The 13,658-nt window shown below is 38.4% G+C and carries 12 protein-coding genes and 1 pseudogene; 10 read left to right on the top strand and 3 right to left on the bottom strand.

What is annotated here, in order from left to right:
* Positions 1-3 precede the first annotated feature (3 nt).
* The gene (locus tag Q0X89_RS11010; RefSeq protein WP_297694078.1) at positions 4-648 is read left to right on the top strand and encodes a hypothetical protein; all 645 of its coding nucleotides are present in this window, start codon (positions 4-6) and stop codon (positions 646-648) included.
* Here the strand turns inward: Q0X89_RS11010 and Q0X89_RS11005 are convergent.
* Together Q0X89_RS11005 and Q0X89_RS11000 are read right to left on the bottom strand one after the other, a co-directional pair.
* Positions 645-1,448: a 1-acyl-sn-glycerol-3-phosphate acyltransferase gene (locus tag Q0X89_RS11005; protein ID WP_297694076.1), complete on the bottom strand. Its 804-nt coding sequence runs from the start codon at positions 1,446-1,448 to the stop codon at positions 645-647. The two genes, Q0X89_RS11010 and Q0X89_RS11005, sit on opposite strands and share 4 nt — an antisense overlap.
* A 25-nt stretch (positions 1,449-1,473) precedes the next feature.
* On the bottom strand, positions 1,474-2,115 hold the full coding sequence (locus tag Q0X89_RS11000; protein ID WP_297694074.1) for a CoA pyrophosphatase: 642 nt from the start codon (positions 2,113-2,115) through the stop codon (positions 1,474-1,476).
* On the opposite strand from Q0X89_RS11000, the gene Q0X89_RS10995 reads away from it, so the two are divergent.
* Positions 2,114-2,833 (top strand): peptidylprolyl isomerase, encoded by a 720-nt coding sequence (locus Q0X89_RS10995; RefSeq protein WP_297694071.1) that lies wholly within the window; start codon positions 2,114-2,116, stop codon positions 2,831-2,833. The two genes, Q0X89_RS11000 and Q0X89_RS10995, sit on opposite strands and share 2 nt — an antisense overlap.
* Here the strand turns inward: Q0X89_RS10995 and Q0X89_RS10990 are convergent, their stop codons facing one another.
* Entirely contained in the window at positions 2,834-3,442 is a 609-nt protein-coding gene (locus Q0X89_RS10990) for a trimeric intracellular cation channel family protein (RefSeq protein WP_297694069.1), read from the bottom strand.
* Between the two features lie 174 nt (positions 3,443-3,616).
* Here Q0X89_RS10990 and Q0X89_RS10985 point away from each other — a divergent pair, with 174 nt between their 5' ends.
* The 8 genes and pseudogenes from Q0X89_RS10985 to Q0X89_RS10950 all read left to right on the top strand — a co-directional run.
* Positions 3,617-4,240 (top strand): DUF2306 domain-containing protein, encoded by a 624-nt coding sequence (locus Q0X89_RS10985; RefSeq protein WP_297694067.1) that lies wholly within the window; start codon positions 3,617-3,619, stop codon positions 4,238-4,240.
* 237 nt (positions 4,241-4,477) lie between these two features.
* Entirely contained in the window at positions 4,478-5,008 is a 531-nt protein-coding gene (locus Q0X89_RS10980; RefSeq protein ID WP_297694066.1) for a CIA30 family protein, read from the top strand.
* A 21-nt stretch (positions 5,009-5,029) separates the two neighbouring features.
* Positions 5,030-7,243, top strand: coding sequence for a M28 family metallopeptidase (locus Q0X89_RS10975; protein WP_297694064.1), 2,214 nt, complete (start codon positions 5,030-5,032; stop codon positions 7,241-7,243).
* A gap of 136 nt (positions 7,244-7,379) precedes the next feature.
* Positions 7,380-10,688 (top strand): HEAT repeat domain-containing protein, encoded by a 3,309-nt coding sequence (locus tag Q0X89_RS10970; RefSeq protein WP_297694062.1) that lies wholly within the window; start codon positions 7,380-7,382, stop codon positions 10,686-10,688.
* 187 nt (positions 10,689-10,875) lie between these two features.
* On the top strand, positions 10,876-12,003 hold the full coding sequence (locus Q0X89_RS10965) for a serine hydrolase (RefSeq protein ID WP_297694060.1): 1,128 nt from the start codon (positions 10,876-10,878) through the stop codon (positions 12,001-12,003).
* The gene (locus Q0X89_RS10960) at positions 11,963-12,325 is read left to right on the top strand and encodes a DUF3471 domain-containing protein (RefSeq protein WP_297694058.1); all 363 of its coding nucleotides are present in this window, start codon (positions 11,963-11,965) and stop codon (positions 12,323-12,325) included. The genes Q0X89_RS10965 and Q0X89_RS10960 overlap by 41 nt, the downstream gene beginning before the upstream one ends.
* On the top strand, positions 12,325-13,350 hold the full coding sequence (locus tag Q0X89_RS10955; protein WP_297694056.1) for a DUF3500 domain-containing protein: 1,026 nt from the start codon (positions 12,325-12,327) through the stop codon (positions 13,348-13,350). Before Q0X89_RS10960 ends, Q0X89_RS10955 begins: the two co-directional genes overlap by 1 nt.
* Positions 13,351-13,361: 11 nt before the next feature.
* A pseudogene (locus Q0X89_RS10950) lies at positions 13,362-13,658 on the top strand (hypothetical protein); the annotation flags it as partial.

The raw sequence follows: 13,658 nt of genomic DNA, 5'->3' as shown, positions 1-13,658 counted from the left end.
GTTATGATGGATGAATTAGAATTACTAAAGAAGGATTGGCAAAAGAAGGAGGAACACCACCCTAAGTTGTCATTTGACGAAATCTACAAGATGATTAAAAAGAAATCATCTTCTACGGTAAAATGGATCTTTTACATAAGTATTATTGAATTTGTCTTTTGGGCAGTGCTCAATTTAGTCTCATACAGCAAGGAATCATTGGAGCTCGAAAAGACCTGGCATGTCTATGAAATTACAACAACCCTCACGATCATCAATTATATCGTATTAATATATTTTATTTATAAGTTTTATTCTAATTACAAACGGATATCGCTAACAGAATCTTCAAAAAAATTAATGAAAACCATCCTGGATGTTAAAAGAACGGTCTCCCAATATGTATGGTTTAACATAGGTATATTTGTGGCATACTTGCTAGTAAGTCTCTATGGCAATCTGACCTATGGTGCTAGTAGTGAAAAAATCAGAGAGGCAGCTTCACAGGCAGGAAATGAAACATTTTTTTGGCTAATGTTAATTGGTATGGTCCTGGTATCAATAAGTATTGTATTGGTCTTGATCTGGCTTTTCTATAAACTGCTTTACGGAATACTTTTAAACAGGCTTCGAAAAAATTTCTCTGAATTGAAAAAGCTGGAGGTTTAACTTCTCCATTTGCGCTGTTTGTTTTTTTCTTCATAAGCCATCAATTCAGCCTCGGGAATTACTTTCAGGAACGAAGGATGTTGTTCAATAGCATATTCAAGTTTTTCTATTATAGATTCAATAGATTCATTATCATAATCTATCTCCAGTGGTTCTTTAATTACCAACGACTGAAGAATCCCTTTTTTCTTAATCATTAGTCCTTTTTTGTCAAATGACCTTCTGAAACCATCTATTACTACAGGCACTACTACTGGTTTGTACCTTTTAATAATATGCGCTGTTCCCTTTCGCAATGGTTTCCATGGAGTGGTTGTTCCCTGTGGAAAAGTGATTACCCAGCCATCATTTAAGGCCGTTCCAATATTTGTAATATCACTCATTTTAACCTGGCGGTTCACATCCTTGCCTTCCGCCCGCCATGTCCGTTCTATGCTCACAGAACCTACATAAGCCAAAACTTTAGTCAAAAGACTCTTTCTCATGGTCTCAGCCGCCGCAACATAATAAATATTCAATTTGGGATTCCATAAATAACCAATGTTTTTTATAGAATCATCACGACCGTGTAAACTGGCATTAAATACATGAAACATGGCAACCACATCTGCAAAATAGGTCTGATGATTACTTACAAATAATACGTTTTTATCAGGAAGTTCACGTATTATTTCAGAACCTTCTATTTCAAGCGTATTAAATCCTTTATAGCGCTGATGGGTAATAAGACCCAAAGTCCGAATTAACCACTTCTTCAGAAATAAAATATGTCCAAATGGATTTTCCTTAAATAACCCCATAGTCTACAAAACTACAAAATATGCTTTACAACACTTGTTTGAAAAGTTCTTTGATTTCGCTAAGCATCATAGCCGTAGCCCCCCAAACTGTATAACCCATTAGTTTAAAGGCTGGTACCTCAATATTATCTGCATAAGAGGTAGTAAGAATCTGGGTCGTCATTTTAGAATCATCCATAAAATCAAGAAGGGGTACCTCAACCAATTCCTCTACTTCATTTTCATCTTTTACAAAAGGGTATCTTTTATCATATAAACCCAGATAAGGTCGTACCTCAAAATTACTTGGCGGTATATAAATTTCACTTAAAGACCTGATTATTTTAATATCTTCTGGCCTTACCCCAACTTCTTCATGGGTTTCCCGCAAAGCTGTTTCCATCAAATTTTTATCCTTTTTTTCGGCCTTACCTCCGGGAAATCCAATTTGATTGGAATGTATCCCGGGATACGTATTTCGGAGGATAAGTAATAGATTCGTTAACTGGCCTTCATCAGGATAAAACAAAGCAACAACACCCGCCTTTTTCGGGTTTGCGATCCTCTCTTTCATAGCTTCTAATTCCTGAATACGAATTTGAGGCGCCATTTTATAATGAGAAGATGTTCCCGGAAGAGGTAGTTTTTTTATTTTTGATACCTGTAATGCAAAATCAGAATAATTCATGTCGCATTTAAAATTTACCTGCCTTGCAATATTACCACTATTTTTTTTTGGTGCATGCAAGCAAACTCCTTCTTCAAATACCAAGGTAGAAAAATCAATAGCAGTTAAAAAAGATTCAGTACGAACTGATACAATAACTGAAGCTAAAGAAGAAGAAGAAGAGACATTTGTGCTCACCGAAGATAATGCTATAGACTTCTTTTTTGAGTACCAAAAAAATCTTAAAACCACCAGAGTAAAGCTAACTACCAGTATGGGTAATTTTACGGTACAATTATATGACAATGTACCTTATCACAAGGCCAACTTTATTTACCTGACCAAAAAGGGATATTTTGATAACACCATGTTTCATAGGGTTGTAAAAGATTTTATTATTCAGGGAGGTAATGCAGACAACGTTGAAACTTCGAGGAAAAGAAGAGAAATTGGCCGATATCTTTTACCACCTGATACCAGAAAAGGTTATAAACACCACAGAGGAACAATTTCGATGCCCAGTAGTGAAATAGATAATCCCCATATGTTAGCCTCTCCCTATGAGTTTTTTATTGTTGTGACAAAACCCGGTTCCTACCATTTAGATGGCGACTTCACCCCTTTTGGTAAAGTTATTAGTGGTATGGATGTGGTTGATAAAATTAATCAGATGCCGGTTGATAGCGGAGACTGGCCCATGAAAAATATCTATATTCTCAAAGCAGAAATTGTTGAATAATTATGTTTTTTTATAGATACTGGGAAGTACAATTTTGAACCTAACTGCCATTAGGCGAATGCCTATAACAATAAGGATAGCTGCTAGATAAACGTATTCATCATCTAATGGTAATTTGCGTAAGAGAAAATAGCTCAATCCACCTATTACACAGGCTGTGGCATAAATTTCTTTTCGAAAAATAACCGGTATTTCATTACATAAGATATCTCTGATTACACCTCCAAAACTGGCTGTTATGGTACCAAGTATGATGCACATCACAGGAAGAAGATTTGCATTTAAGCCTTTTTCTATGCCAACCATAGTGTATAATCCAATCCCCAGAGTATCGAACAAGAATAATGATCTTCTTAAATATTTGAGTTTTTCCCTGAATATAATAGCCAGAATAACTGTACCCACAATGGTTACTATATATGTAGATTCAAGCATCCAGGCTACCGGAGTATTGCCTATAAGCAAATCTCTAAGTGTTCCTCCTCCCACGGCTGTGACAAATGCAATAATAAACACTCCAAATAGATCCAGGCGCTTTTCCATGGCCACAAGGACTCCGGATATAGCAAAGGCTACTGTACCCAATAGATCCATTAGAAAATAAAACATAATTCCTCCTTTTTTAGTAAAAACTATAAATTGTCATGGCTAAAACTATAAAAATAATCCCGGTTAATGCATTAGGTACCAATGAATTGTTTTGCAAATTTGACAATAATATCGTAAGCTTGGCACTATTTAATTCATAAGGCTTTGACCGTAAAACATAAACAATTTTAAAATATGGATTTAGCAAAAGCACGCCTCAAAACAGGCTATTTCTTTCTTGGATTGTTTGCGGTTTTCATAGGCTTGTATCCATTGCGCTTTCTTGGTCTACCCTATGAAGAAAGTCTTCTGGGATCCAAATCGGATACACTTCTGAGAAGTTCACTTTATTTAACCGCTTTTTATACTCATATTTTCTTAGGCGGACTTGCCTTGCTAACAGGGTTTTCGCAGTTTTACAAAACCTTAAGAAGAAAAAGACTGGCGCTGCACAGGGCATTGGGGAAAATTTATGTTATAGCAGTCTTACTAAGTGGTTTAGCCGGATTGGGGATTGCTTTTTTTGCCACTGGTGGAATTATCCCCTCGCTTGGCTTTGCGGGATTAGCCCTATTATGGCTTTATACTACATCAAATGCCTACACGAGCATAAAAAAAATAGATATTGATGCACACCAGCGCTGGATGATAAGAAGTTATGCGCTGTGTTTTGCTGCTGTTACACTTCGTCTTTATCTGCCATTATTTACTGGGCTTCTGAGCATTGAATTTATTCCGGCTTATAAGATTATTGCCTGGTTATGTTGGGTGCCTAATATTATTGTTGCAGAGATTTTTATCGTTAGAAAGCTAAGCTGATACTAACAAGTACTAACAGGGCTCCCATTCTGTTTATATAGAAGTAAAAATTGATAAAATACAGTTATAATTTAGAATAATTGAATTTATTTTTATCATTACTTTTAGAAAATGATCTCTTGCTATCTGAAACGAAATTGTTTCAGACAAAAAATACAATTAAGAATATAAGGAGCTACAATTAAAATAAATTCTTCTTATTTAAACCAATAGGACGAAAACCCAAATCCGGTATTTATGAGATACTTAATATTATTAATTTTCATATTCACGATGTCTAAACCATTTGTCCTTTTTGATTTCTCTGAAAATAGCAATATTCAAAACTGGATAGTGGTGAATGATGGTGTAATGGGAGGGCTTTCAAAAGGTAGCTTCTCTTTAAGCGATGACGGTCATGCTCTTTTTAAGGGGTACGTATCTCTGGAAAATAATGGTGGTTTCTCTTCTGTTCGTTACAATCTGGAATCTAAATCAGTAAAGAATTACAAGAAAATCAAACTGCGCCTTAAGGGTGATGGTAAGCAATATCAGATAAGGGTTAAAACCGGTATTTCAGATTATTATTCATATATCGCTTATGTTAAGACTAATGGAGAATGGCAGACTCTGGAAATTCTTTTCTCAGAAATGACCCCGTCATTTCGGGGATATAAATTAGATCTTCCTAATTATCCCGGGGAATATTTGGAGCAGTTTGCAATTTTAATTGGAAATAAAAAAAAGGAAGATTTTGAATTATATCTTGATAAGATAGAATTAGAATAGCCGGTCCAAACGCATTATATTATGACAAAAACCAATATGCATAAAAAATACCTCTCATTTCTTTTGATCCTTCTTTTTGTATCCCTGAATGCACAGAACATTAAAGGGTTTAAACCTGAAAATGTACAAAAACAACTCGATCTGGAAACGGCTTTTGAATCAAAAATATCTACCGCGAATTTAGATTCATGGATGAAGAAAATGGCAGCCAGGCCACATTATGTAGGTACCGAATATGGAAAAGAACTGGCAGAATGGATGTTAAAGCAATTCAAATCCTGGGGGTATGATGCCAAAATAGAAACCTACCAGGTCCTCTTCCCCTACCCAAAAGTCAGGGTTCTGGAATTGACAGAACCCACAACCTACAAAGCTAAATTAAAAGCGGTGCCAGTTGAGGGCGATGCATATACAGCTCAGGGAGATGAGTTATTGCCCAGTTATAATGCATTTTCTACAGATGGCGAGGTTGAGTCTGAACTGGTATTCGTTAACTACGGGATACCTGCAGACTATGAAGCATTGGACAAATTGGGAATAGATGTAAAAGGTAAGATAGTAATTGCCAAATATTACGGATCCTGGCGTGGAATAAAACCTAAACTAGCCGCCGAAAAGGGTGCTATTGGTTGTATTATTTATTCAGATCCTAAGGATGATGGGTATGTTCCCGGTGATGTTTATCCAAAAGGGGCATTTAAAAATAAAACCGGTGTGCAACGAGGATCAGTAATGGATATGCCACTTTATCCGGGAGATGTTCTTACACCGGGTTATGGAGCAACCCCGGAGGCCGAGAGATTAAACCGAAAAGATGCGCCTACAATAACAAAAATACCTGTATTACCTATTTCCTATGAAGATGCGGAACCATTACTAAAAGCCCTTGAAGGACCAGTGGCACCTGACAAATGGCGGGGAGGATTACCAATTACCTATCATATTGGACCGGGGCCGGCAAAAGTGCATTTAAAACTGGAATTTGACTGGCAACTAAAACCTGCCTACAATGTTATAGCTACTCTTAAAGGGTCCGAATTTCCTGATGAATGGGTTTTGCGCGGCAACCATCATGATGCATGGGTTCATGGTGCTGCTGATCCTGTGAGTGGTATGGTAGCTCTAATGGAGGAAGCCAGAGCAGTCGGTGAACTGGCTAAAAAGGGGCAGCGCCCCAGAAGAACCTTAGTCTACTGTGCCTGGGATGCCGAGGAACCGGGACTGATTGGTTCAACAGAGTGGGTGGAACATCATAAAGAAGAACTTCAGAAAAAAGCTATAGCATACATTAATACTGATGGTAATGGCAGGGGTTTCTTCAACGCAGGTGGCTCCCATACATTACAGACTATGGTAAGTGAAGTAGCAGAAGTGGTTACAGATCCTCAGAAAGGAGTTTCTATTAAGGAAAGAAAAATTGCAAGGGATATGATTAATGGCGGGGAGGATAAATTTGAGCTTTATGCCCTGGGATCAGGATCTGATTACACCCCATTTATTCAACATGCGGGAATTGCTTCGCTGAATCTAGGATTTGGTGGTGAAAATGCCGGTGGAGAATATCATACGATCTACGATACTTATCCTCATTACAAACGATTTAAGGATCCTGACTTTGCCTATGGAGCTACTTTGGCAAATACAGCCGGCAGGATCGTATTGCGTCTGGCCAATGCCGATATTTTACCCTTCAATTTTGATCCCTTACAGGAGACCATCGCAACCTACCTTAAAGAAGTAATGAAGTCATGTGAAAGTATGCGAAAAGAAGTAGAAAAGCACAACAAATTGAAGGAAGAAAATGCATTTTATCTGGCTGCGGACCCTACTAAACCCTTTGTTGAACCTAAGAAAAAAGAAGCTATCCCTTATCTGGATTTTACGCCAATACAAAATAGTATGATCAGACTCCAAGCCTCGATTGTCAGGTTCAATTCTATTAATTTTAATTCACTCTCCGATAGTGAACTAGAAAAATTGAATAAGCTACTTATGCATTCGGAACTAGCATTAACCACTGACTCCGGATTACCGAGGAGACCGTGGTATAAACATCAGATTTATGCGCCCGGCTTCTACACAGGTTATGGGGTTAAAACATTACCCGGGGTTAGAGAAGCCATCGAGCAAAAAGAATGGCAGGAAGCCCAGGAGCAAATTAAAATACTTGCACAAACACTAAATAACTTAGACAATCATATTAATTCTCTTTGTTCCATACCCACTAAAAAATAAACCTCTTTAACTATAATCAGTTACTTTATTAACAATGATTTCAAAAAAGCACATATCTTATTTAATCGCATTAATTGTAGTAGGTTTTTTGATACACTCCTGCAGTCAAAAGTCAAAAATACCAAAGGAAACCCCCTTGACTTATTCACTCGATTCTTTATCGGCAACAATGATAGCCGATGCAAGTCAGGAGTATATATCACCAAAATTAGCGGATGGTTTAACCCTGGACTTATGGGCATCAGATTCATTGGCACCAGATCCAATTGCCATTGACATTGATGATGAAGGCAATGTATATCTAACCAGAACGAACCGGCAAAAAAACTCTGAATTTGATATTAGGGGACATCAGGATTGGATGACAGCTTCAATTAGTTTGCAAACCGTAGAAGACCGGCGTGCGTTTTTACGAAAAACATTTGCCCCGGAACGCAGTGAAGAGAATGAATGGTTTCCGGATCTGAATAATGATAGTATTCACGATTGGAAGGATCTAACGGTTGAAAAAGATGAAATATGGAAACTGGAAGACACGGATAAGGATGGTGTTGCAGATGTTTCTACACGTATTTTGGAAGATTTTAATGAAGAAATTACAGATGTCGCAGGTGCTTTATTAGTACGCGACAATGATATTTTTGTTGGTATTGGTCCTGATATGTGGCGTGTTGAGGATTCCAATGGTGATGGTGTTATGGATACAAAAACTTCCATTGCACATGGTTTCGCTGTTCATATTGGGTTCGGAGCCCACGGCATGTCAGGCGCAATAGAAGGGCCCGATGGTAAAATTTATTGGGGAATTGGTGATATTGGAGCTAGTATAACCACGGTAGAAGGAGAAACACACCACTTGCCCAATCAGGGTATGATCGTTAGATGCAATCCTGACGGTACTGATTTTGAGGTATTTGCAAGGGGACTTCGAAATACACATGAATTTGTTTTTGATGCCTATGGCAATTTAATTTCTTCAGATAATGATGGGGATCATAGAGGAGAAAGTGAACGCCTTGTTCATATTGTTGAAGGTTCTGATGCCGGATGGAGGGCTAATTGGCAATATGGAAAATATACAGATCCCAAGAACAATAGCTATAAAGTGTGGATGGATGAAAAACTATACCTCCCCCGCTGGGAAGGACAAGCGGCCTATATAATTCCTCCAATTGCCAATTACCATAATGGCCCTACAGGGATGGTTTTTAACCCTGGCACAGCACTGGGCAAGGACTGGTTGAATAAATTCTTTTTGGTTGAATTTGTTGGAGATCCGGGGCGCTCGCATATTTGGTCCTTCAACTTAAAACCAAAAGGGGCCTCTTTTGAGCTGGACAAAGAATTAGATGTTTTAAGTGGAGTCTTACCTACGGGTTTACAATTTGGTCCGGATGGTGCACTATATCTTGCTGACTGGATAAATGGCTGGGGAACTAAAAATTATGGAAGGGTATGGAAGTTGGATGTAGCGGATTCAAAAAATGACCTGGAGGCACAAAGACAAGAGACACAAAGGCTGATGACTGAAGTCTATGAAGATCTGTCGGCTGATGAACTTACGGCGCTATTGGCCTATCCGGATATGCGCATAAGGCAAAAAGCTCAATTTGAACTTGCAGAACGAACTTTTTGGGGATATAAAGCCTTAAAAAAAGTAATTCTGGAAGATAAAGACCAATTCGCAAGAATACATGCAATCTGGGGAATAGGCCAGATTGCTTCGGATAATATTAGGAAGGCAGAACCTTTATTGGATTTATTGGATGACAAGGATCCGGAAATTATAGCTCAGGCAGCAAAGATTCTTGGAGATGTAAAATATAAGCAGGCCGGAGAAAAACTTATTCCTTTGTTGGAATACGAAAACGAACGAGTGCGTTTCTTTGCTGCACAAGCTTTGGGAAGAATAGAATATAAAGATGCTGTTCAGCCTTTAATTAATTTCCTGGCCGCTAATAATGATGAAGATGTCTATTTACGTCATGCCGGGGTTCTGGCACTAAGCCGTATAGGTGAAATTGAGCCCATAGTTGCTTTATCTGAGAGCCCGGAAAGAAGCTTACGAATAGCCTCGGTTCTGGTTTTAAGAAGGTTACAAAATGAAGAAGTAGCATTGTTTTTAAAGGACAATGACGAGTATATAGTTACTGAAGCAGCACGTGCCATCAATGACGACTGGTCAATTCCGGAAGCCATGCCTGCACTGGCAAATCTTCTGACAGAAGAAAGATTTACATCGGAACCATTGTTGCGAAGAAGCATCAATGCAGCTTTAAGAGTTGGCGGTGAGGATGAATTAGACATGCTAATTTCATTTGCAAAAAGATTAGATATCTCTGGTGATCTTCGCGGAGAAGCCCTGGCAGCCATAGGTACCTGGGCGTCACCTTCTGTATTAGACAGGGTAGACGGGCGTTACAGAGGGGAAATAATTAGGGATTCAAATTTTGTAAAAGAAAAAATACAGGGAGATATTCCAATATTCTTAGAGGACAAGGATCCCAATATTCTTATCGGCACTTCAAAAATCCTGGGAACCCTTGGAATATCGACATACAATGCTCAACTAAAATCTATTCTAAACAAGGACCGGAGTCCGGAGGTAAGAGTTGCCATGATAGACGCTTTAGGAGAATTGGGTGATGATGATATTACATTGGTCGTCAAAACTGGGATGCAGGATATGGATGAGAATGTCCGAGCAGCCGCTGTAGGGCTAATACCCGAATTAAATATCCCTAAAAATGAATTGCCTGCGATAATAGGTCCAATTTTTAAAAATGGATCTCTAAGGGAGCAGCAGCGCATGATAGATGCATTAACAGAGATGCCCCTGGATCAAAGTCGCGATGCATTGATGAATCTGGTTAAAAAAGCAGGGAACAATCAATTAAATCCGGGAGTGATTCTGGATCTGATTGAGGCTGTGGAATCAACTGAATCGGAAGACCTTATTGCCGGTTTAAGTAAACTTAAAAGCAGTGGGTATTCTGTTGATTCCTACCAAGAAGCTCTTTATGGAGGTAGCAGGCGAGCCGGGGCGAATGTCTTCAGGAATAATTCAGCGGCACAGTGCGTAAGATGCCATGCTCTGGCAGGTGCAGGCGGGAAAGTAGGTCCTCCTATGGATAATATCGCGAATGTACTAAGCAGAGAGGAAATACTGGAATCCCTTATAGAGCCCGGCGCGAGATTGGCCCCTGGTTATGGTTCTGTGGTATTGACCCTTAAGGATGGACAGGTAGTAGCAGGGGTCCTTGCAGCAGAAAACAAGGAGGAAATAATACTTCGTACTTCAGATGCAGAACCTATGGAAATAGCAGTATCGAGAATAAAGAAAAGAGAAAATATGCCTTCGGCTATGCCTGCCATGGGAACGGTATTGTCGAAAAGGGAATTAAGGGATTTAGTGGAGTTCTTATCCAATTTAAAAGGAAAATAATCAGGGGAATTTCCTAATATAATCATTACCTTAATAGGCTTCATTAACCATAATGCTGCAGCATAGAAAGAGTAGAATGATATTAGCGGATGCTTTAAATAAAATTTAATTGTATCTGAATTTCATTTTGACAACTTAATTTAAATGATCAAACTACCTATAGACCAACTAAACACTAATGAATAATATGAAATTTAAACTTTTTCTCTTAATAGCTACCATTTGCCTTCAGATCAATGCACAAGAGCAAAAAAAGGACTTTTCCGAAGCATTTAAAATAATCGAAGTCTGGTTAGATGCCCAAAAAGATTATGAAAAACTCCCTGGTATTTCTGCCGCTATAATCAAGGATCAGGAAATAATTTGGTCTGGCGCTTATGGTAAGGCAAATGTGGAAGCAGATGTAGATACAGAAGTTAATACAATTTGCAGTATCTGCTCTATTTCTAAATTATTTACGGCAACGGCTATTATGAAGCTATATGATGAAGGCAAATTGCGACTGGATGACAAAGTGAGTGATCTATTACCCTGGTATAATCTGGATCAGAAATATGCAGAAAGCGGCCCCATTACGGTACGTAGCTTATTAACACATTCCTCTGGTCTGCCAAGAGAGGCCAATTTTCCTTATTGGACAGGTCCGGATTTTCCATTTCCCAGCCAGGAGGAAATCAAAAATGAATTAGGCAACCAGGAGACGCTCTATCCTGCATCAACCTATTTTCAATATAGCAATCTTGGTCTTACGCTTTTGGGTGAAATAGTAGAACAGGTTTCCGGAATATCATTTAACACCTATGTTGAAGAGAATATTCTAAAACCACTGCAGCTCAACGAAACGAGGACAAAACTCCCTGAATCTTTATATGGCAGTCAATTAGCCATAGGATATTCTTCTTTAGACAGGACAGGGCAACGCAAAAAAGTAAAGCTATTCCAGGCAAATGGTATTATGGCTGCAGCAGGATTCTCATCTAATGTACTGGATCTGGGAAAATTTGCTTCCTGGCAATTTCGGTTAATGGATTCAACCATTACTGAAATAATAAAACCCTCCACTCTAAAATATATGCAACAGGTGCACTGGACCGACCCTGATTGGAAAACTACCTGGGGTTTAGGTTTTGCAGTATCTAAAGGTAGTGATGGAACAAAATGGGTTTCGCATGGCGGGAGTTGTCCGGGTTATAGATCCGGAATTCAGTTAAATCCAAAATCTAAAATGGCTTATACTGTAATGATTAATGCCAACGGCACAAATCCACATAAATATGCCAAAATATGCCAAAGAAATGCATGCCATTCTCAATAAGGTAAAAGATGAAACTAAAAATGGTAAAACAGTTGAATCTACTAAAAAAGATATGACGGATTATACCGGTTATTACAGCAACCAACCATGGGGTAGTGAAAGTTATATTTCAAGCTGGGAAGGAAAACTGGTTATGCTGCGTCTTCCCTCCCAATCTCCTGCCAAATCCATGACATTCCTGAAGCATGTAGACGGAGACAATTTTCAAAAAATAAGAAAGGATGAAGAACCGGGTGAGATGATAGTATTTGAAAGAGATGAAACAGGGAAAGTTACCAGATACAGTCAACATGGAAACTACTCTACTAAAATAAGGGATTAATGAAATTGAAATCATTTTTTTTACTGTTTGGGTGCAGTCTCTTTATGGCTATTGCATCCTCGCAGGAACTTAATACTTTGACGACAGAATTTTTAAACACTCTGGATCCGGAATTAAAGTCAAGGACAATTTTTGCAATGGATAGCGAGGAACGCCTTAATTTTCATTTCGTACCGATAAAAAGGAAAGGACCCACTTTTCATGACTTTAATGAAAAGCAAAAAAATGCTGCAATGGCCCTGCTCAGAGCGTCATTGAGCAACGAAGGGTTTCGAAAAACAAAAGAAATCATGGCACTGGAAGATGTTTTGCTGGAGATTGAAGGCGGCAAATTTAAAATGCCGGATGGTTCACCGGGTCGTGATGCACTTAATTATCATTTTTGTGTTTTTAATGATCCGGCAACCCAGCAGTTTTGGGGGTGGCGGTTTGAAGGACATCATATTTCCTTTAATTTTGTTGCTTCAAGTGGCAAGATTGTTGCCTCTACACCTTCTTTCCTGGGTTCCAATCCGGCTATAGTCCGGGAAGGAGCGCAAAAAGGCAAAGAGGTCTTAAAGTTAGAAACACAATTAGGGTTTGCCATGGTAAACTCCCTTTCAAAAGAACAGCTAGACAAAGCTCTTTTTTCTGAAAAAGCTCCGAGAGAAATTTTCACTACTAATAAACAAGTTGTAACGAATCTTGATCCGCCTGGTATTTCCTATGCAGATTTAAATAAAAATCAAAAAAAAGCTTTAGAAAAGTTACTTATGGTCTATTTGGACAACTATGAATCAGAATTTTCCCAATCTCTTTTAGATAAAATAAATACTGCGGGAATGAATCAGCTTTCATTTGCATGGGCAGGAAGTTTAGTACCGGGAAAAGGCCATTACTACAGATTACAAAACCCCGTAATTTTAATAGAATATGACAATACTCAGAATAATGCCAATCACGTTCATACCGCTGTAAGGGATCTTACAAATGATTTTGGGCGCGACCTTCTGAAAGAACATTATAAGGAAAGCCATAAACACTAATAAGAACAATCATGAAAACAAAATCAATATTTCTAATTCTGGGAATTGGGCTAATGGCAATTGTCTATTTTTTACCACTTGAACAAGGTGAAAAAAACTTGGACCATTCCCAAAAAGCGTCCTTTTATTCAATCAAATGTACCGTAGCAAAATATTTATTGGAAGATGTGGATACCACCCAACAGATTTCACCATTATTTGAAAACCTCGGAAATCTTACTTTCCCTATTTCTACATCCAAAGAAATGGCCCAGACATTTTTTAATCAGGGCTTAAAACTCACCTATGCTTTTAATCATGCGGAAGCG

The organism is uncultured Eudoraea sp., assembly GCF_947258525.1.
Taxonomy (GTDB): domain Bacteria; phylum Bacteroidota; class Bacteroidia; order Flavobacteriales; family Flavobacteriaceae; genus Eudoraea.
This window is presented reverse-complemented; position numbering and strand designations above follow the sequence as displayed.

Bases quoted from the DNA above. Each gene is read 5' to 3' on its own strand.
- Q0X89_RS10990 (WP_297694069.1), bottom strand. From the start codon at position 3,442: ATGTTTTATTTTCTAATGGATCTATTGGGTACAGTAGCCTTTGCTATA.
- Q0X89_RS10995 (WP_297694071.1), top strand. From the start codon at position 2,114: ATGTCGCATTTAAAATTTACCTGCCTTGCAATATTACCACTATTTTTT.
- Q0X89_RS10965 (WP_297694060.1), top strand. From the start codon at position 10,876: ATGAAATTTAAACTTTTTCTCTTAATAGCTACCATTTGCCTTCAGATC.
- Q0X89_RS11010 (WP_297694078.1), top strand. From the start codon at position 4: ATGATGGATGAATTAGAATTACTAAAGAAGGATTGGCAAAAGAAGGAG.
- Q0X89_RS10985 (WP_297694067.1), top strand. From the start codon at position 3,617: ATGGATTTAGCAAAAGCACGCCTCAAAACAGGCTATTTCTTTCTTGGA.
- Q0X89_RS10980 (WP_297694066.1), top strand. From the start codon at position 4,478: ATGAGATACTTAATATTATTAATTTTCATATTCACGATGTCTAAACCA.
- Q0X89_RS10975 (WP_297694064.1), top strand. From the start codon at position 5,030: ATGACAAAAACCAATATGCATAAAAAATACCTCTCATTTCTTTTGATC.
- Q0X89_RS11005 (WP_297694076.1), bottom strand. From the start codon at position 1,448: ATGGGGTTATTTAAGGAAAATCCATTTGGACATATTTTATTTCTGAAG.
- Q0X89_RS11000 (WP_297694074.1), bottom strand. From the start codon at position 2,115: ATGAATTATTCTGATTTTGCATTACAGGTATCAAAAATAAAAAAACTA.
- Q0X89_RS10960 (WP_297694058.1), top strand. From the start codon at position 11,963: ATGCCAAAATATGCCAAAGAAATGCATGCCATTCTCAATAAGGTAAAA.
- Q0X89_RS10955 (WP_297694056.1), top strand. From the start codon at position 12,325: ATGAAATTGAAATCATTTTTTTTACTGTTTGGGTGCAGTCTCTTTATG.